This window comes from Flavobacterium sp. WC2430 (genome assembly GCF_040822075.1).
In the GTDB taxonomy this organism is placed as follows: Bacteria; Bacteroidota; Bacteroidia; order Flavobacteriales; family Flavobacteriaceae; genus Flavobacterium.
This window is the reverse complement of record NZ_CP162007.1, coordinates 2884957-2904501: the sequence shown is the minus strand read 5'-3', so window position 1 is coordinate 2904501 and position 19545 is coordinate 2884957. Positions and strand designations below refer to the sequence as shown.

At 32.7% G+C, this 19545-nt stretch carries 15 protein-coding genes; 2 read left to right on the top strand and 13 right to left on the bottom strand.

Annotated elements, in window-relative coordinates; translation table 11 throughout:
* Window positions 1–11: 11 nt before the first annotated feature.
* The 13 genes from AB3G36_RS12655 to AB3G36_RS12595 all read right to left on the bottom strand — a co-directional run bounded on the left by AB3G36_RS12655 (window position 12) and on the right by AB3G36_RS12595 (window position 14429).
* On the bottom strand, window positions 12–1082 hold the full coding sequence (locus tag AB3G36_RS12655; protein ID WP_367753293.1) for a M20 family metallo-hydrolase: 1071 nt from the start codon (window positions 1080–1082) through the stop codon (window positions 12–14).
* A 52-nt stretch (window positions 1083–1134) separates the two neighbouring features.
* Complete coding sequence (argB, locus tag AB3G36_RS12650; protein WP_367753292.1) at window positions 1135–1920, bottom strand: acetylglutamate kinase; 786 nt, start codon at window positions 1918–1920, stop codon at window positions 1135–1137.
* A complete protein-coding gene (locus AB3G36_RS12645) occupies window positions 1910–2857 on the bottom strand; it encodes an N-acetylornithine carbamoyltransferase (RefSeq protein WP_367753290.1) in 948 nt (315 codons plus the stop codon). The genes argB and AB3G36_RS12645 overlap by 11 nt, the downstream gene beginning before the upstream one ends.
* A 67-nt stretch (window positions 2858–2924) precedes the next feature.
* Window positions 2925–3686, bottom strand: a complete 762-nt coding sequence (gene proB, locus AB3G36_RS12640; RefSeq protein ID WP_367753288.1) for a glutamate 5-kinase — start codon at window positions 3684–3686, stop codon at window positions 2925–2927.
* Window positions 3687–3768: 82 nt separating this feature from the next.
* Window positions 3769–4965 (bottom strand): glutamate-5-semialdehyde dehydrogenase, encoded by a 1197-nt coding sequence (locus AB3G36_RS12635; RefSeq protein ID WP_367753286.1) that lies wholly within the window; start codon window positions 4963–4965, stop codon window positions 3769–3771.
* 84 nt (window positions 4966–5049) lie between these two features.
* Window positions 5050–6186, bottom strand: coding sequence for an aspartate aminotransferase family protein (locus AB3G36_RS12630; protein WP_367753284.1), 1137 nt, complete (start codon window positions 6184–6186; stop codon window positions 5050–5052).
* Between the two features lie 71 nt (window positions 6187–6257).
* On the bottom strand, window positions 6258–7235 hold the full coding sequence (gene argC, locus AB3G36_RS12625; RefSeq protein ID WP_367753282.1) for an N-acetyl-gamma-glutamyl-phosphate reductase: 978 nt from the start codon (window positions 7233–7235) through the stop codon (window positions 6258–6260).
* A 130-nt stretch (window positions 7236–7365) separates the two neighbouring features.
* On the bottom strand, window positions 7366–8559 hold the full coding sequence (locus AB3G36_RS12620) for an argininosuccinate synthase (RefSeq protein ID WP_367753280.1): 1194 nt from the start codon (window positions 8557–8559) through the stop codon (window positions 7366–7368).
* Between the two features lie 69 nt (window positions 8560–8628).
* Window positions 8629–9246 carry a GNAT family N-acetyltransferase gene (locus AB3G36_RS12615; protein WP_367753278.1) on the bottom strand — a complete coding sequence of 206 codons (618 nt, stop codon included), beginning with the start codon at window positions 9244–9246 and terminating at the stop codon, window positions 8629–8631.
* 458 nt (window positions 9247–9704) lie between these two features.
* Window positions 9705–10889, bottom strand: coding sequence for a hypothetical protein (locus AB3G36_RS12610; RefSeq protein WP_367753276.1), 1185 nt, complete (start codon window positions 10887–10889; stop codon window positions 9705–9707).
* Between the two features lie 153 nt (window positions 10890–11042).
* Window positions 11043–12704, bottom strand: a complete 1662-nt coding sequence (locus AB3G36_RS12605) for an MFS transporter (RefSeq protein WP_367753274.1) — start codon at window positions 12702–12704, stop codon at window positions 11043–11045.
* Window positions 12705–12898: 194 nt separating this feature from the next.
* On the bottom strand, window positions 12899–13606 hold the full coding sequence (locus tag AB3G36_RS12600) for a LytR/AlgR family response regulator transcription factor (RefSeq protein WP_367753272.1): 708 nt from the start codon (window positions 13604–13606) through the stop codon (window positions 12899–12901).
* On the bottom strand, window positions 13596–14429 hold the full coding sequence (locus AB3G36_RS12595; protein ID WP_367753270.1) for a sensor histidine kinase: 834 nt from the start codon (window positions 14427–14429) through the stop codon (window positions 13596–13598). The genes AB3G36_RS12600 and AB3G36_RS12595 overlap by 11 nt, the downstream gene beginning before the upstream one ends.
* Before the next feature lie 492 nt (window positions 14430–14921).
* Here AB3G36_RS12595 and AB3G36_RS12590 point away from each other — a divergent pair, with 492 nt between their 5' ends.
* Both AB3G36_RS12590 and AB3G36_RS12585 read left to right on the top strand, forming a co-directional pair.
* Window positions 14922–17951 carry a SusC/RagA family TonB-linked outer membrane protein gene (locus AB3G36_RS12590; RefSeq protein WP_367753268.1) on the top strand — a complete coding sequence of 1010 codons (3030 nt, stop codon included), beginning with the start codon at window positions 14922–14924 and terminating at the stop codon, window positions 17949–17951.
* Window positions 17952–17961: 10 nt separating this feature from the next.
* Entirely contained in the window at window positions 17962–19542 is a 1581-nt protein-coding gene (locus AB3G36_RS12585; protein ID WP_367753266.1) for a RagB/SusD family nutrient uptake outer membrane protein, read from the top strand.
* Window positions 19543–19545 lie beyond the last annotated feature (3 nt).

Below are 19545 nucleotides of genomic sequence, written 5' to 3'. Positions count from 1 at the left end.
TCCTAATTATTTTATTGCTTTAAAAAATCACTAAGTATTTTAATATACAATTCGATTCCTTCTTCTATTTCGTTTAAATAGATAAATTCATCAGCAGAGTGTGAACGCAGGGTGTCACCAGGTCCTAATTTTAAGGATTTACAGCTCAAAACGGACTGGTCTGAAAGGGTAGGTGAGCCGTAGGTGGTTCTTCCTAAAGCAATTCCTGCCTGTACTAACCCATGCGATTCTGGGATTGATGACGAACTCAAATTCATAGAACGTGGTCTTACCTCGGCAAGGACGTTTTCTTTTACGATGGCTAAAATCTCGTGATTGGTGTAGCAATCGTTGACACGAATGTCCACAACTAAATCACACTCAGATGGTACAACATTGTGTTGTTTTCCAGCATTTATTTGGGTAACAGTCATTTTTACTGGACCTAATTGGGCTGATATTTTTTCGAATGTATAATTTTTAAACCATTCCATTACAGGAATTGATTTGTAGAGTGCGTTGTCATCATTTTGATGTGCCGCGTGACTAGGCGTTCCTTTTACCTTAACATCAAGAACTAATAAACCTTTTTCGGCTATGGCCAATTGCATTAAAGTAGGTTCTCCAACGATGGCACACTCTAGTTCAGGTAAACTTTTAAGCACGCTATTTAGCCCTTTTTTTCCACTGCTTTCTTCTTCTGCCGATGCTACCATTACAATGTTGTAAGGAAGGTTTTCAGCAGGATAAAAATGTACAAATGTTGCCAAAAGTGAAACCAAGCATCCACCAGCATCATTACTTCCCAGTCCATATAATTTACCATCTTCAACAATGGCTTTCAAAGGATCTTTGGTATAAGCTTGATTTGGTCTTACGGTATCGTGATGCGAATTCAATAAAAGTGTTGGTTTACTCTTGTCGAAAGTCTTGTTGTATGCCCAAATATTGTTATTTTCTCTCTCAAATGGAATTTCGTTTACTATAAACCATTTTTCGATTAAAGCCGCTGTATGCTCTTCTTCGCTTGAAAAAGATTGGGTTTCAATCAGGTTTTTTAGTAATGCAATGGCTTCTTGAGTAAGTGTTTCTTTGTTTTTCATATTTTATTATGTTTTGCCACAATTCTTTTTTTAAGGGTGTGACTAACTTTTATTATAATTCAATTTGTGTGCAAACTGCATTAGCGTCTTTCAGCATTTTATGATGACCAATTTTTATGCTATGCACTCCTTTGGACAAGCTATTGAAGCAGTTATCTAATTTAGGAATCATTCCAGAATGTATGGCTTTCTCGGTTTTTAATTTGGCGTACAATTCGTAATTCATTTTTTCAATTACTGATGAGTCATCTTCGGCATCGTACAAAACACCAGGTTTTTCAAAGCAGTAACTCAATGTTACCTCAAAAACATCCGATAAAGCAATCGCTAATTCGCTAGCAATTGTATCTGCATTAGTATTTAGCAACTGTCCTTTTTTATCGTGTGTAATGGCACAAAATACAGGAACAATGGCGCTATTTACTAAAGTAGCCAGTAGGGAAGTGTTGACTTTTTTAACATCACCTACAAAACCGTAATCAATGGTAGGATGGTTTCTTTTTTCGGATTGGATTAAATTCCCGTCAGCTCCTGAAAATCCGATCGCATTAGTGTTATTGGCTTGCAATTGAGCCACAATATCTTTGTTGATTTGTCCTGCATAAATCATGACCACAACTTCAAGCATAGCAGCATCAGTAATGCGACGTCCATCAATCATTTGAGGAACTAGGCCAATGCTTTTTGCCATTTTGGTAGCCGATTTTCCTCCACCGTGAACCAATACTTTATGCCCCTCTATTTTTGAAAAGTCAGCTAGGAATTGTTTAAGTTCTGCGGCATCATCAATAATATTTCCACCAATTTTAACTACTGTAATGGGTTTTTTATTGTGCATTTTCTAATATTTTTTGTAATACTAATTGCGCTGCATAAGTCCTGTTGTTGGCTTGTTCAATCACGATTGAATTTTCGCTGTCTATCACTTCATCTGTAACAATTACATTACGTCTCACAGGTAAACAGTGCATGAATTTAGCATTGTTTGTCAGTGCCATTTTCTCAGCAGTCACAGTCCAGTTTGGGTCTGAATTTGTGATTTTTCCGTAATCAATATAATTACTCCAGTTTTTCGTATATATAAAATCAGCATTTTCAAAGGCTTTATTTTGATCGTATTCTATCGTTGAGTTTTTTGTAATTTCCGGATTCAATTCGTAGCCTTCAGGATGAGTAATTACAAAGTCGGCATCTTGTAACTGCATCATTTCCACAAAAGAATTGGCTACAGCTTGAGGTAAAGCTCTAGGGTGTGGCGCCCAAGACAAAACTACTTTTGGAGGGTGTGCCGTTTTGTGTTCTTTCATGGTTATGGCGTCAGCCAATGCTTGTAATGGGTGTCCTGTACAACCTTCCATATTGACAACAGGTACAGTTGCAAATTTTAAAAATCCAGCCAAAACTGTTTCGGCATTGTCTTTTTCTTTGTCAACTAAGCCAGCAAAAGCTCTTACAGCAATAATATCGCAGTATTGAGAAACTACTTCGGCAGCTTCTCTAATGTGTTCTGAAGCGCCTTGATTCATTACTGCGCCGTCTTCAAACTCTAGTGTCCAACCTTCATTGGTAAAATTCATTACCATCACATTCATTCCTAGGTTTAAAGCTGCTTTTTGAGTACTCAAACGCGTTCTTAAACTCGGGTTGAAAAACAACATTCCTAAGGTTTTGTTTTTACCTAGCTTTTTGTTTTTAAGTGGCTTCTTTTTAATTTTTAAAGCTTGTTTCACCCATTTGTCGAGTGAATCTATATTTTTTACTGATATATAGTTCATTGTTGTATTGTTTAATCGGTTTTTGTTTATGTCATTAATCGTTTAACCGATTAAACGCATAAACATTTTATATAATTTTTGTAAATGGAATACTATTGTTTATCGCATTCAAAATAAAATCATCTTTTAATCCATTGACAACCCAAGTTTCAATATTGGCGGCTTTTGCAATTGCTGCCGCTTCAATTTTAGATTGCATTCCACCAGTACCATGCGATGATTTAGAATCGCCAACTTCTTGTTGCATTAAAGCTAAATCAGTTACTAATGTAATGGTTTCTGGAATATCGTTATGAATTGAAGCTTTGGTATAGATTCCGTTTGTATTGGTTGCGATTATTAAAATATCCACTTTTAAAAGTACCGCTGTTAAAGCTGCTAATTTATCATTGTCACCAAATTGGATTTCGTCTGTAGCAACTGTATCATTTTCATTAATAATTGGGATATAATTATTCTCAATCAATACATTGATGGTGTTAACGATATTCACTTTGGATTGTTCTTTTTCAAAATCAGAATATGACAATAAACATTGTGAAGTCAATAATCCTAAATCACTAAAGTTTTCATGGAAAATCCGCATTAAATGAGGTTGTCCAATAGATGCTAATGCTTGTTTAACGAAAATTTCTTTTCCTTTACTTTCTAACTTTACAAATTGTTTTGCAGCTGCAATAGCACCAGAACTTACAATAACAAATTCGTATTGATTGTTTAAAGCTGCTATTTGCATTCCAATATCTTCAATTTTTCCTCTCGAAATATGATTGGTTTCCTTGGTTAAGGTATTGCTTCCTATTTTTAGTAATATTCTTTTTTTTGCCATATTTTATAATTTAAAAATTGAAAGATTTAAAAATTTTGTAGATCTCATCTTTTAATAATTCAATCTTTTAATCTTTCAATTCTTATCTAATCTGTCCTTCACCGTAAATATACCATTTATTGGTAACAAGGTGTTGTAAACCAATAGGACCTCTTTGATGTAATTTATCAGTGCTTATTGCTAATTCTCCTCCTAGACCAAACTGACCACCGTCTGTAAATCGAGTAGAGGCGTTTTGATAAACTGCTGCAGTATCTACATTATCCATGAATACTTGCGCTGTTTCATTATTTGTTGTAATTATCGAAGCGGAATGCCCGCCACAATATTTATTTATTTTATCAATCGCTTCTTGATCAGAATTGGTTGTACCAATTATAATTTTATAATCTAGAAACTCTTCGTACCAAATTAAATCGGATTCGATTGCAGGAACGTTTGTAGCCGCAGCTACAGTTGAATCTCCTAAAACAATTACATTGAACTCTTTTAATTTTGCCACAACTCTATTTGCAAATACTTTCCAATTTGGTAAATTAATATCAATTAATACTTTATCTAAAGCATTACAAACAGATATGTTTGAGGTTTTTCCGTTTACAATGATAGAAAGTGCTTGGTCTAAATTGGCCTCTGCATTTACGTAAACAAAATTGTTTCCTCTACCACTTACAATTACAGGACAAGTAGCATGTTTTTTTGTAAAGGCAATTAATTTTTCTCCACCACGAGGTACAATTAGATCTACCTTTTGTGTTGGTTTTTCTAAGAAAGCTTGGGTTTCAGTTCTATCATAATTTAGGTATTCTACCCAAGAAGTGGCAACATCATTATCAGCCAATGCTTGATGCCATAGACTCACGATTTTTTGATTTGAAAGTAACGATTCTTTACCGCCTTTCAATAAAATTTTATTTCCCGATTTAAAAGCGATTCCACCTGCTTCGACAGTAACGTCTGGACGCGATTCGTAGATGATTAGAATTGTTCCAAATGCAGCTGTTTTATTACTGATTTTTAATCCGTTATCATGAGTGAAGTTAAAACGAACTTTACCTACTGGATCTTCCTGACTAGCCAATTGTTGCAACGACAAAATCATTCCATCAATCTTAGTATCATCAACTAATAAACGTTTTTCCATAGCCAAATCATCACCAGAATAATTGTTTAAATCCTGTTGATTGATTGCTTTAAGAGGGGCTCTCTCTTGGTCAAGAAGTACAGCCATTCTAATTAAAACAGCATTTCGTTTTTCTATGGATAATAAGGTATTCATCGTTTTTAGTTTAATAGTATAGAAGAAATTAAACATATAAGTCATATAAGTTTGAGGGCTTATTTGACTTATATGTTTAAAATATTATTTCAATTCGGCCAATGATTCTTGTAAAGCAACGATAAATGTGTCAATTGCTTCGGTTGTAATAGTCAATGGAGGAAGGATTCTCAATAAGTTTTTATTGTTGGCTCCACCTGTAAATATATGTTTTTCAATAATCATTTTCTTTCTCAAAGCACTCACGTCAAAGTCAAATTCAACTCCAAGCATTAATCCTCTTCCTTTTACTTTGATGATTTCTGGAATTACTTTAATCGCTTCAAAAAAGTATTCGGATACTTTATTCGTGTTTTCAAGTAAGTTTTTGCTTTCCATTACCTCTAGAACTGCGATACCAGCAGCGCAAGCCAAATGACTTCCACCAAACGTAGTTCCTAATAATCCGTAACTTGCTTGGAATTTTGGAGAAATTAAAACACCTCCAATTGGGAAACCATTCCCCATTCCTTTGGCAGTGGTTACAATATCAGGATTGATTCCGTGATGTTGGTGTGCAAAGAACTTTCCGCTTCTTCCGTAACCCGATTGTACTTCGTCTAAAATTAATACGACTTCATTAGCAGCACAAACTTTTTCCAACCCTTGAAAGAAATCCGTTGTTCCTTGGTCTAAACCACCAACCCCTTGAATAGGCTCAATGATTACGGCACAAACATCTCCTTTTTTCAATTCTGTTTCAACCAGTTCGATTTGGTTCAATGGCAAGAATGTAACTGCTTGTTGCGCATTTAATGGCGCTACAATTTTTTTGTTATCGGTTACTGCAACAGCAGCAGATGTTCTTCCGTGAAACGAGTTGTCAAAAGCAATTACTCTTGATTTATTCGTATGAAAAGAAGCTACTTTCAAAGCATTTTCATTGGCTTCAGCTCCAGAACTACATAAAAATAAGCTGAAGTCAGTCAAGCCAGAAGCTTTTCCTAATTTTTCGGCTAATTCTACTTGCAATGGGTTTTGGATAGCATTCGAGTAAAAACTCAAATTATCCAATTGTGCTTTTACTTTAGCCACATAATCCGGTTGTGTATGACCTATTGAAATTACTCCGTGACCAGAGTATAAGTCTAAATATTCAATTCCTTTATCGTCTGTAATGGTGCAATCTAATGCTTTTACAGGTGTAATAGGGTATAATGGGTAAACGTCAAATAAGTTCATTTTGATTTTTTGTTTAATTGTTTAATCGCTTATTCGGTTAATCGATTAAACGATTCACCGATTAAACTTTTTTAGAATCCTAAGGGTTTCAAATGCAATCCTGTAGTTTCTTCCAATCCAAACATTAAATTCATGTTTTGAACAGCTTGACCTGAGGCGCCTTTGAGTAAATTATCAATAACAGAGGTTATTAATATCCGGTTCCCTTTTTTCAATAAACTAATAATACATTTGTTTGTTTGTACTACTTGCTTCATGTTAATGTTAGTTGTAGTAACGGTTACAAACGGTTGGTCAACATAAAATGCTTCATATTTAGCAACTAAATCTTCTAAACTTTCCTCAGATTTTGTGTATAAAGTTGCAAAAATACCTCTTGGAAAATCACCTCTGTTTGGAACAAAAATTAATTCGTCACTGTAGGAAGCTTGCAATTGATTGATGCTTTGATTGATTTCGCCCAAATGTTGGTGCTCAAAAGCTTTGTAGTGTGAGAAATTATTGTTTCTCCAACTAAAATGCGATGTAGGGGATAAACCAACACCAGCACCAGTACTACCCGTAGTAGCGTTGATGTGAACATCTTCGGTTAATAATCCGTCAGCGGCCAATGGCAATAAAGCCAGTTGGATAGCTGTTGCAAAACAACCAGGATTTGCGATATAATTAGCTTTTTGAATGTCTATTTTATTCAATTCAGGCAAACCGTAAACAAAAGATTTTCCTTCAAAATCTTTGTCTTTCGTTAAACGGAAATCATTTCCTAGATCGATGATTTTGGTTTTATCAGAGAATGTGTTGTTTTCTAAAAACGAAATTGATTTTCCGTGTCCTAAGCACAAGAAAAGCACATCAACATTAGGATTGATAGTGTCCGTAAAATTCATTTCGATATCGCCCATTAAATCTTGATGCGCTATAGAAAGTGGTTTTCCTGCGTTAGTTGTACTGTAAACAAAATCTAATTTTGCATTAGGGTGAAACATTAGAATTCTAATTAATTCTCCTGCTGTATATCCTGAACCACCTATTATTCCAATAGTAATCATAATCTATGTTTTTTTAGTCGAAAGTCAAATGTCTTAAAGTTTATAAAGTCAATTGCTTCATCACATGGGATTGTTTTATAATACCAAGTAATTTCGACTTTATGACTTTTGACTTTCGACTGTTAAATTTTTACTCGTAAGTTTCATTGTTTACCGATGAAAATATGTTTTGAGCATTACCTAGAATTTTAATAAATCCTTTCGCATCGTCAGATGTCCAAGCATTGTTCATTTCCCCATATTGACCAAAACCAGTATTCATTAAATCATTAGCAGATTCTATTCCGTCCAATGAGAAATGGTATGGTTTTAAAGAAACTGTAACTGTTCCGTTAACTGTTTTTTGAGTATCTTCAAGGAAAGCCTCGATGTTACGCATTACAGGATCAAGAAATTGACCTTCGTGAAATAACATTCCGTACCAGTTTCCTAGTTGCTCTTTCCAGTATTGCTGCCATTTTCCTAGAGTGTGTTTCTCTAATAAATGGTGTGCTTTAATTATGATCAGCGGAGCAGCTGCTTCAAAACCAACTCTTCCTTTTATTCCAATAATAGTGTCACCTACGTGAGTGTCTCTACCAATTGCGAAAGCGTTTGCTAATTTCTCTAAAACAACAATATTATTGGATGGCTTATCTGCTTTTCCATTTACGGCAACCAATTCCCCTTTTTTGAATTCTAGAGTTACTTTTTCTTCGCCTTCTTTTGTTAATTGAGAAGGGTAGGCTTCACTTGGTAAAGCTTGGTGTGAAGTAAGTGTTTCTTTACCACCAACACTAGTTCCCCAAAGTCCTTTGTTGATAGAGTATTGTGCTTTCTCCCAAGAATAGTGAACACCATTTTTTGATAAATAGTCTACTTCTTCTTGTCTTGATAATTTTAAATCACGAATAGGAGTGATGATTTCGATTTCAGGAGCGATGGTTTGAAAAATCAAGTCAAAACGAATTTGATCATTTCCTGCACCAGTACTTCCATGCGCGATAGCTTCTGCACCTACAGATTTCGCATATTTTATGGCTTCAATTGCTTGAAAAACTCTTTCGGCACTTACAGATAAAGGGTAGGTATTGTTCTTTAGCACATTACCATAAATTAAATACTTGATAGCTTTATCGTAGTATTTATCAACGATAGTAAGATTTGCATGTTGTGCACTTCCTAATTCATATGCTCTTTCTTCAATTGCTGTTAATTCTTCATCATCAAATCCTCCTGTATTAATTAATACAGTGTGAACTTCATATCCTTTTTCGTTTTTTAAATATTTAAGACAATATGAAGTATCTAAACCTCCGCTATATGCTAATACTACTTTTTTCATTTTTGAGCTTTTATGGGCTAAATGTGTTAGTTTCATTTAGCTAATTTTATTTTTATTTTAATTTCCTTTTTAGTCTTCCAAAAAAAGGGCCTGCTTAATTTTTTTTAAACGGTTCCAAATCCGGACATTAAAAGGATGCTTTGGTGGGATCTTTTGTTTTTCTTTCGGGTCATAAAGCATTCCTGTACACAAACACATTTTATTGTCTTTGCTTTTTAGAATCTCATAATTCGTACAAGTTTGACAACCTTTCCAAAAACTTGGATCGGTAGTTAGTTCAGAAAAAGGGACGGGTTTGTATCCTAATTCTGAATTTATTTTCATAACGGCCAAACCTGTTGTGATTCCGAATACTTTAGCATTTGGATATTTCTTTAAAGAGTATTCAAAAACTTTAGATTTAATTTTTTTTGCTAAGCCTAAATTTCTATAATCAGGGTGTACAATTAATCCAGAATGTGCAACATAGTTGCTGTCTTGCCAACTTTCGATATAACAAAAGCCTGCAAATACACAATTGTCTAAAGCGATTACGGCATCCTTATTTTCCATCTTTTTTTGGATGTATTCAGGAGTACGTTTTGCAATTCCAGTTCCTCTCAATAAGGCAGATGATTCTATGGTATCGCATATAATTTGTGCGTACTTAAAATGTTCTTCCTGGGCTATAATAATAGAGATATTCATTTCAGAAGATGAATTTTTTGGTTAAAAAATAAGCTATAAATTAAATTTGAGAAGCAAAAGTTAAAGAATTTATATGTAAAAACAAAGTAATAAAGTATTGAATAACAATTAGATATAAATGTTATTGAATGTTGTTTTTGAATGTTTTTAGGATATGATAATCCAATGTTTAACAGTTGGGATTTCAAAACGGTAAAATGAAAAATGAATACTATATAACTAAACTTGTTTTGGCTACTATAAAGATAGTATCCGTACTTCGGGCGAAGTACTAGCTGTTTTTATCCGTGAGATAGATGTTATATGTAATCTTGTATAATTCATTGGTGCAAAAGTACACTTATTTTTGACATGTAATCTTTATTTTCTGTTTTCTAACAATTTTTTAGCAAAATGTTAGTAAAACTTGATATTTCAATATTTCCTTGTCAAAAAGTACTATTCAAATTGAAGATTATTTATTTTCTGAATTTATTTTGTGTAATTATAGCTTTTAGTTTTTCTTTCAAGTCTTCACCAGTATGATATACCATTTGTTCATTGGAAGGAAATGGTAATGGTCTTCGGTCAAAATAGTTATAGTAATCAATATCAGCAGCTCTTTTGTCCCCTTTGTAAGTTGCATATCTATTTTCAAATATAAACTCAGATGCAATTGGAAATGATTCTAATAATTGATTGGTTTTTAGATTTACATAATCAACTTTAGCGGTTATTTGACACGCTTTAAATTGATTGAATTCGTAAATTCTAATTTTGATTGCTTTAAAATTATCAACTTTTATTGGATTTCCAAGACTGTCTTTTACTATTTTTCCGTTTCTATCTACAACTGTTTTAAACCCGTCTTTTATCTGTTTTTCGTTGAAAAATTCTTTCTCTTTAATTTGCTCAGGGGAGATGTTAATTTCTCTAAAATTCATGATTAAGCCATAATCATAGTTAATTCCGTTCTGTTTATTGTTGTGATAAACGGTCCATTTGTCATTCATGCCATAAGTGCTAAAGTCTAATAGCTCATTTTGTAAAATAATTGGAATAACCATATTGGTTTCATTTCTCAAAAATACATGTACAAAATCAGTTCCTTTGAATTGGGCATCTTCTATTAATTTTAAAACATCCTTGAAATTGGGGTTTATTTGATTGAGGTAAACCAAATCGTCGTAAGCTTGTCGGAAATTTATTTTTGAATTAGACGCTAATAATTTTTTACTATTACCATATAAATATTGTGATAAAGCATTTTTACTTTCTACAATTTGTGTGTTGTAATTATCAAATGGAAATCGAGCATTTTTTCCTTGTGGTATAAATTTTAAGGGGAGTAATGGTTTTATTTTTTCTTGACGAATATTTAGTCCTATGTAGGTAGTATAAATTTTTTCTAAATTCGATGAGTTTGCATCTTGGTTCAACAAATTAAGAGTGTTTAAATCGCGTTCTTTTGCTTTTGCAAATGCCTCTTCAAGAATGTAAATATAGTCTTGCTTTCCTTTTTTGTCTTTATTGGACCTTAGATTAGAAATTGAATTATCAATAGCATCATCATAGTTTCCTGAAGTTAATAAATTGCGAGTTTGCTTAACGCCACAAGCCGAAAAAATAATTATAAATGCAAGGAGGAGTAAAGATTTTCTCATAAGGAATAGTTTAAACAAATGTATTTATTTGATTATCCAAAATCAATTTTAAAGCCAAAAAAAACCACCAAAATTAAATTTTGATGGTTCTATTATTTTGAATTAAAAATTGAAACGCTATTATATTAAAATAGTTTTTTCTTGAAAAAGGAATTAGTGCGCTCCACCAACTTCAATGTCATGTCCAATACCTTGTTTTTCTAATATAGCAATTACTTTCCAACCGTAGAATGCAATGAAAGCAAAACATAAAACGGGAATGAAATAAGAGGCATGGATACCAATAATATCAGCTAACTTTCCTTGTAATGGAGGGATGATACCACCACCTAAAATCATCATTACTAAGAATGAAGAACCTTGAGAAGTGTATTTTCCTAATCCAGCAATAGCAAGAGAGAATATAGAAGGCCACATGATACTTAAAAACAAACCACCACTCATAAAAGCAAAAATAGCAACTGTACCAGTAGTTGATAATCCAATTAACATTGCTATCATACCCATTAAACCAAAAATCATTAATGTTCTTGAAGGTTGATCTTTTCCTAAAAAGAAACCTACAATTTGAAATGCAATTACAAAAGCATAAGCATACAATGGCGTAACATCTTGTCCAGAAATTGCATTTGCTGCTAAAACTACTCCAAAAGCAACATAAGGAATAACGATTAACAATATTTTTTTAAGTTGATTTGAAGGGTTGAAAACTGAAATTGCTCCAGCCCAACGTCCAATCATTAAACTTCCCCAGTACATTGACATATATGGTGCTAATGAAGGACCTGTAATCGAACCAAAATCAGCAGTTTTTAATAATTCACCAAGATTACTACCGATCGTTACTTCTACACCTACATAAGTGAAAAGAGCTAGCATCCCTAAAACTAATTGAGGGTATTTCATTGCTCCCCATCCTTCTGATTTTTTTTGTGCCGTAACGTTTGCAAATAATAGTCCAAATACAACAATTACTAATGTAGAAACAGTTAAACCTAAACCTAAATAATCTTTTTCTTTGTTCTCGATAAAACGTGAAATAAATTCAGGATCTTCATAACGTGAAAAGATATAAGCGAATACAACAATCAAAATTAGTGTAATACCAATTAAAGTTTTCATTGCTTTACTAGCTGGTTCAAAAGTAGAATCACTTTTTCCATCAGGTAATTTTTTTGAGAAAAAGAATAAAGCTGCAGCCAATAAAAATAGACCACCAACAAATACGTATAAAATTCTCATAGAATCCAAAGAATTAGCTTTTTGTGCAAATTCTTCAATATCTACTCCAGATATCACACCAAACAAAGCGATAGAAACAACTATCGGTCCTATTGTAGTTCCAAAGGAATTGACTCCTCCAGCAAGATTCAATCTACTTGATGCAGTATGTGCTTCTCCAAGTGATGCTGCAAATGGTTGTGCTGATGTTTGTTGTAATGAGAAACCCAAAGCAACTATAAATAAAGCTCCAAGAATAAATAAATAACTTCCTTCCGTTACTGCTAATATCATCAATGCAGCTCCAAAAGTACTTACAAGTAAACCATAAATAATTCCTTTTTTGAACCCCCAAGCGTTTAAGATATCTTTTTTTGATATGCTACTAAATATAAAAAGTAAAATTGCACCTATGTAATAAGCACCATAAAAAGCAAAATCAATAAGTTGACTTTGAAATTGATCTAAGCCAAATTTGGCTTTACAAAAAGGGATGAAAACACCATTAGATGCGCCAATAAATCCCCAAAAGAAAAACACTGTAATAAGTGTATAAAGCGCGGAATTATTAGACTTTGTTTGTTCTGTATTCATAATTGTTCAAGAATTAGTTTTTTATGGTTAATAAATTTTTAGTTTTCAAGAGCGTAAATATATTTGTTAAGCAAATTAAAAAAAAACAATTTTGTATAAATATTATTTAAATTGTGTTATAATCACTTTTTATAAAAAAAAGATGATTATTTTTCAAGGAAAAGCAAGTTTTTTTAATAACCTACCTATTATATTTATTCCAAAATTCTACTCTTAACTTCTTTATTGTAATTTCTTCCTATTGGTAAAGTGAAAGAATGAATTTGTATTCTATTTCCTTCAATAAATTTTATTTTGTTGAGAGCAATCGTGTACGATTTATGGATTCTTACAAACTGGTCAATAGGTAATTCTTCTGTTAATGACGTTAATGATTTATGAGTAATATAAGTCTTGTCTAGGGAAACGATCTTGATGTATTCTTTCATTCCTTCTATAAATAAAATTTCATCAATAATTAGTTTCACCATTTTTTTATCCACTTTAATAAATAAATGTGGCTCTACACGAAAGGGCTCAATTTTGATATTGTTTTTTAAGTTAATTTCAGTCGAAATTTTATTAATACACTTAATAAATCGAGTTATAGGTAATGGTTTTATCAAATAATCTAATACATCTAAGTCGTAACTTTCGGCGGCAAATTCTCGATATGCAGTTGTAATGATTATTTTAGGTTTGGGTTCCTTTTTTATTAACCTTATTAATTCAAAACCTGTCATAATAGGCATTTGGATGTCTAAAAAAACAACATCAAGAGCAGTCGTATTTATAAAATTTAATGCTTCTAACGTATTTGTGAAGGTTGCAACTATTTCAAAATCGGGAAAGTTTTTAAAATAATTCTGCAATACCTTTATCGCAAATGGTTCGTCATCAACTATAACACATTTAATCTTCATTATTGATAGGTATTTGTAAACTTATTATATAATAATTAAACTTTATTTTATGGTCTAAAGTATATTTATTCTTGAAAATTAATTCCAATCGCTTTTTAGTATTTTTTAAGCCAATGCCTATTTTGGGATTAAAGTTTTGTGAAAGTACAAAATTATTTAGGATTTCAAAACGCAATATTGATCCATTAATAATTTTACAATTGACTTTTATTTTAAGGTTTTGATTGTTAATGCCTCCATGCTTAAAAGCATTTTCTAGAAGTGTAATTAATAATAATGGGGGCACCATAACATCATCAATATTAGATTCAATATTAATAGATACTTCAATTTTTTCAAATCGAAGTTTTTCAATTTCAATATAATTTTGAATATAATTAATTTCTTTAATTAATGGAACAACTGTGTTTTCTTCAATATCATATAAAACATATTCCATCAACTGGGAAAGCTTAATAATTACATCTGGCACTTTATCTGATGACTCAAGAGATAAAGCATAGAGATTATTTAAAGTATTAAAAAAAAAATGGGGTTGAATCTGGTTCTTTAAATATTTCAATTTTATTTTAAATTGCTCTTCTATCAAAGTTTTGTTTCTATCTCTTTCTTTCAACCAAGTTAAAGTGAGGTAAACTGAAGACGCCATTGCTAGAACATATAATTCACCAATACATACTGCTATTATATGGTTTATTTCAAATGGTTTATATTCTCTATTTGCTTCTGGCCAAATATTTTCGGAAATAATATAATAGGTAAGTCCCGTTTTTAATAAATAGACCATGGCAAGACTGAATAGTAAAGCTATGGTATATTTCATGTACTTCGATTTGACTACATATTTTGGTATTAGTACAAATAAATTAAAATATACTAATGGAATATGAAGTGCAAATTCAATAATATTTGATTTAAAAGAGTACTCATAATCATTAAAATAAGCACCCCAACGCAAAAAATTTAATATAAAATATATACCCCAAAACCATAAGTGGTTTTTCAGTTTTATATCGAATTTTAGTTCTTTTAATTCACTCACTTAGTTCATTTTTAATTTAAATACAGAAAGTCCAGATTAATAATAAAAGTACAACTTTAGTCATTTTTTTTAATATAAATCAGTTTTTGTTACATAAAAATATGTTTTTTAATGAAATCCTTATTGAAAAATCATTTATGGTGTTTTACTAAAAAACCTGTTATAGACAAAATAATGTCGTTGGTTTAAAATAATGTACTGTTGGTTTAATTTTTTTTTTTGAGAATGTTCTTACTGATACATTTACGAAATAACTAACATAAACTTTTAATTATGAAACAAATTATTTTAATCTTTATGATGGTTTTTACTGCACAAGTTACGCTTGCACAGTCTAAAATCATCAAAGGTTCAGTTGCTGATGCATCTGGGATGCCGTTACCAGGGGCTTCCATTGTTGTAAAAGGCGAGTCCAAAGGAAGTGTTACCGATTTAGATGGTAATTTTTCTATTGAAGCTCAAAAAGGGAAAACTTTAGTAGTTTCCTATTTAGGATTTGAAACACAAAATATTGCTATTGGTGACTCTAGTACTATTACTGTTCAATTGAAAGATGCTTCTTCTAACGCACTTAATGAAGTGGTTGTAACTTCATTGGGTATTAAGAAAACGAGAAAGTCATTAACCTATTCTGCTCAAGAGTTAAAAGGAGAAGAATTAACTAGAGTAAAAGATGCTAACATTATTAACACGATTGCTGGTAAAATATCAGGAGTTGCGGTAACTAAAAGTGCTGGAGGAACTGGTGGATCTACTAAAGTTGTAATTCGTGGAAATTCATCAGTGAGTAACAATCAACCGTTATATGTTATCGATGGTATTCCATTGTTTAATGGAACTTCAGGTCAACCAAATAATGCTTTTGGTGATACTGCAGGTGGAAACCGTGACGGAGGAGATGTTGTTTCTCTTATTAATCCAGACGATTACGAAGGGATGACAGTACTTAAAGGGGCAGCTGCTTCTGTATTGTATGGAAGTCAAGGTGCAAATGGAGTTATTTTACTTTCTACAAAAAAAGTTAAAGAAGGAAAATCAAATTTTAAAGTTTCCTCTGTTACCACTTTTGAAAGTGCTGCTTATTTACCGAAATTTCAAAATGATTATGTAGCAGTTGAAGGCGGTGAAGAAACCTGGGGAGCAAAAGGAGCTTCAAATGACCATGTGAAAGGTTTTTTTGATACAGGAAGTACTCAAATTACTTCAATGGCTTTTTCTTCTGCGACTGAAGCATCATCAACAAGTTTATCGTATGCTAACACAAGTGCTGCAGGAATAATTCCAGGAAACAATTTGAAAAAAAATAATTTTGGAATCCGTCAGACAGCTAAATTTTTCAATTATAAATTAAATGTTGCCGCAAATGCTAATTATACAACTCAAACAATCATTAATAAGCCAGTTAACGGACTTTACTTTAATCCTTTGACAGGTGTTTATTTAATGCCTAGAGGAAATGATTTCAATGAATATAAAAACAATTTTGAAGTTTTTGATCCCACAAGAAATCTAATGGCACAAAACTGGATGACGGATAGAGATATACTTCAAAATCCGTACTGGGGAATTAATAGAAATAAGTCTGAGGATACGAATCAGTTTTTTAATGGTTCTATTGCTTTGGATTATAAAGTGAATAACTGGTTATCACTTGCTTCAAGATACAGTTATAACCGTTCCGAAAGTGGTTTTGATAAAAAGATATATGCTACAACACAGGGTACATTGTCACATGCAAATGGGAGGTATATCAACGTAAATACATTAAGTACACAACGATATGCTGACTTTATTGCTACAATCAATACAGATTTGAATACAGATATTAGTTTTAACGCTAATGTTGGTACAAGTATAACTAATACGATAGGGAATCAAAGAACTACTTTAGATTCTGGTATTGGTGGAGGATTACAAATTGCAAACTGGTTTACATTAGGGAATTTTGTTAATAATGCGGGTAATCTACAAACATTAGATGCTGCCAAAGAAGTGCAATCAGTTTTTGCGGCAACTACTTTTGGTTACAAAGACATGTTATTTTTAGATTTAGCTGCAAGAAACGATTGGTCTTCTACATTAGTAAATACCAATAATTCAGGATTCTTTTATCCTTCAGTGGGTGTTACTGGAATTATTAGTGAAATGACAACTTTGCCAGAATTTATTAACTACGGAAAAGTTAGAGCTACCTATGCACAAGTAGGAAATGATATATTTTCATTTGTTACTTCGCCAACCTATGGATATACTGCTGAGGGTAATAAACCGCCAGTAGTTGCGCCAAGACCAGGAGGTTCATTGCAACCAGAATTAAAATCAGAAATAGAGATAGGTACAGAATGGAGAATGTTTGATAATAGATTGGGTTTCGAGTTTTCTTATTATGACTCAGAGACTAAACATCAATACTTACAAATACTTGCACCACCTACAAATCCTTTGGGAGTAAAATACTATGGTATTAACGCTGGAAGTATCAAAAATCAAGGTTTTGAAGCCGTTGTAACTGGAAAAATAATTAAATCAGATAAATTCTCTTGGGATACTGCTTTGAACTATTCCATTAATAAAAACACAGTTAAGGAGATCCCAACTGAACTAGGAGGGAAAGTAATCTTGACCGAAGCAGGTGTTAACAATTACAGATATGTATTGGAACAAGGAAAACCGTTTGGGGTTATTGAAGGAGTAAACATTAAAAGAGATGAACAAGGAAGAGTGTTATTGAATTCAGATGGAACAATTCAAAAAACGGGTTTTGAAGAAGTAGGAAATTCCAATCCTGACTTTATGTTAGGTTTTTCAAACTCTTTTAAATTAGGTTCTTTCTTTGCAAACGTTTTAATCGACGCAAGATTTGGTGGTGATGTAATGAGTTTAACAGAGGCTATAAATGATGAGTTTGGTGTTTCTAAAATAACAGGTGACGCGAGAAATGCTGGCGGAGTTACAATCAATGCAGTTTATCCTGATGGAACAGCGTATGCGGGAAAATACCCAACAGAGAGTTATTATAAACAAACTGGAGGTAGAGCAGGTGCTACTGGTGAATATGTGTATAGTGCTACCAATGTAAGTTTAAGAGAAGTTTCAATAGGATATACATTTAATACCAATAAGCTACCTTTTTTACAAGCTGCAAGTTTATCGCTAATAGCAAGAAATTTGGGATTTATCTATAAAGACGCTCCTTTTGACCCAAATATTTCATTAAGTACCGGTGAGGGTTTACAAGGTATTGATGTTTATGGAATGCCATCTACAAGAAGTATTGGTCTTAATTTAAATGTAACTTTCTAATTAAAAAATCATGAAATTAAATACTATAAAAAAAGCAGCTATTTGCGCTACTTTACTCGCAGCAGTAAGTTGTACAGATAATTTTGAAGAAATAAATACAAATCCAAACGGTATTACCCAACAATTACTAGAGCAAGATTTTAATCATATTAAAGGTTCTTTTAGCCCTATGTTTAATAATATCTTAGTTCTTACTCCAGAGTGGAAATACCAAGTGCAACAAGGTTTGCAGGGAGATATTTGGTCAGGATATATGGCAACACCTACCGGTTTTGCAGGAGGGTCAAATAATACTACATATGATTTAGTAGACGGTTGGAATGGTTTCTCCTGGGGGGCTGCATACAGTGATGTTATGTACAATGCCTATTCAGTAGAACAGAAAGCAAAAGGCAAATACGATCAATTTTATGCATTGTCTTTGATTTTGAAAGTGGAAGGGATGCATAGAGTAACAGATACTTATGGACCAATTGTATATTTAAAATTTGGAACTACTGACCCAGTTATTGAATATGATTCTCAAGAAGAGGTTTATAATTTAATGTTTAAAGAATTGGATTTTGCAGTATCTGATTTAACAACAAGAGTAGATGCAAATGAAGTTTCTACATTTGTCACTACAGATTTGTCGGGTTACAAAGGAGATTATAAAAAATGGGTTGTATTTGCTAATTCATTGCGATTAAGATTGGCGATGCGAATTGTAAAAGTAAATCCAACGTTAGCAAAGACAGAGGCTGAAAAAGCTATTTCACAAAAATTTGGTGTAATGACAACAAACGATGATGTATTCAAAATTGTGTCGCCAATTTACAATAATCCTATTGCAACAATAAGTAATGCTTGGGGTGATATTCGTATGTCAGCTGATATGGAATCTATTATGGGCGGTTATGCTGATCCTAGGTTAGCCGTTTTCTTTAAAACAGCAGCACAATTCCCAGGACAATACAAAGGAGTTCGCACAGGAATTGAAATTGCAGCCAAAGCGGATCATGTTGACTTTTCAGGTATTGGACCAATTGTTAATTCAAAAGAAATGATTTTGATGACTACGGCTGAGGTTTGTTTTTTAAGAGCCGAGGGAGCGTTAAGAGGATGGAGCATGGGCGGTGATGCTCAAGGTTTTTATGAGTCAGGTATTTCTAATTCATTTAGTCAATTAGGTGCATCTGGAGCATCAGCCTATATTGCTGATAATGTAAAAACAGCTAAGGCTTATGTGGATCCCAATTTTCCCGTAAATAATGGAGCTGCTTTAAACAATGTTACAGTTGCTTGGAATGCTGCTGGAACCAATGAAGTTAAATTGCAAAAAATTATTACACAAAAATGGATTGCAGGTTTTCCTGAAGGGCAAGAAGCTTGGTCAGACTATAGAAGAACTGGATATCCAAAATTATTGCCCGTACTTAAAAATACAAGTGGTGGTAAAATTGATACTAATCTTGGAGTACGAAGGTTAAATTTTGTTCAAGCTGAAAAAGACGGTAATGCAGGTGGAGTTGCTACAGGAGTTGCCAAACTTGGAGGACTTGACAATGGTGGCACAAGACTTTGGTGGGATAAAGTAGGAGGAAACTTCTAGAAA

Bases quoted from the DNA above. Each gene is read 5' to 3' on its own strand.
- AB3G36_RS12655 (WP_367753293.1), bottom strand. From the start codon at position 1,082: ATGAAAAACAAAGAAACACTTACTCAAGAAGCCATTGCATTACTAAAA.
- argB (WP_367753292.1), bottom strand. From the start codon at position 1,920: ATGCACAATAAAAAACCCATTACAGTAGTTAAAATTGGTGGAAATATT.
- AB3G36_RS12645 (WP_367753290.1), bottom strand. From the start codon at position 2,857: ATGAACTATATATCAGTAAAAAATATAGATTCACTCGACAAATGGGTG.
- proB (WP_367753288.1), bottom strand. From the start codon at position 3,686: ATGGCAAAAAAAAGAATATTACTAAAAATAGGAAGCAATACCTTAACC.
- AB3G36_RS12635 (WP_367753286.1), bottom strand. From the start codon at position 4,965: ATGAATACCTTATTATCCATAGAAAAACGAAATGCTGTTTTAATTAGA.
- AB3G36_RS12630 (WP_367753284.1), bottom strand. From the start codon at position 6,186: ATGAACTTATTTGACGTTTACCCATTATACCCTATTACACCTGTAAAA.
- argC (WP_367753282.1), bottom strand. From the start codon at position 7,235: ATGATTACTATTGGAATAATAGGTGGTTCAGGATATACAGCAGGAGAA.
- AB3G36_RS12620 (WP_367753280.1), bottom strand. From the start codon at position 8,559: ATGAAAAAAGTAGTATTAGCATATAGCGGAGGTTTAGATACTTCATAT.
- AB3G36_RS12615 (WP_367753278.1), bottom strand. From the start codon at position 9,246: ATGAATATCTCTATTATTATAGCCCAGGAAGAACATTTTAAGTACGCA.
- AB3G36_RS12610 (WP_367753276.1), bottom strand. From the start codon at position 10,889: ATGAGAAAATCTTTACTCCTCCTTGCATTTATAATTATTTTTTCGGCT.
- AB3G36_RS12605 (WP_367753274.1), bottom strand. From the start codon at position 12,704: ATGAATACAGAACAAACAAAGTCTAATAATTCCGCGCTTTATACACTT.
- AB3G36_RS12600 (WP_367753272.1), bottom strand. From the start codon at position 13,606: ATGAAGATTAAATGTGTTATAGTTGATGACGAACCATTTGCGATAAAG.
- AB3G36_RS12595 (WP_367753270.1), bottom strand. From the start codon at position 14,429: ATGAAATATACCATAGCTTTACTATTCAGTCTTGCCATGGTCTATTTA.
- AB3G36_RS12590 (WP_367753268.1), top strand. From the start codon at position 14,922: ATGAAACAAATTATTTTAATCTTTATGATGGTTTTTACTGCACAAGTT.
- AB3G36_RS12585 (WP_367753266.1), top strand. From the start codon at position 17,962: ATGAAATTAAATACTATAAAAAAAGCAGCTATTTGCGCTACTTTACTC.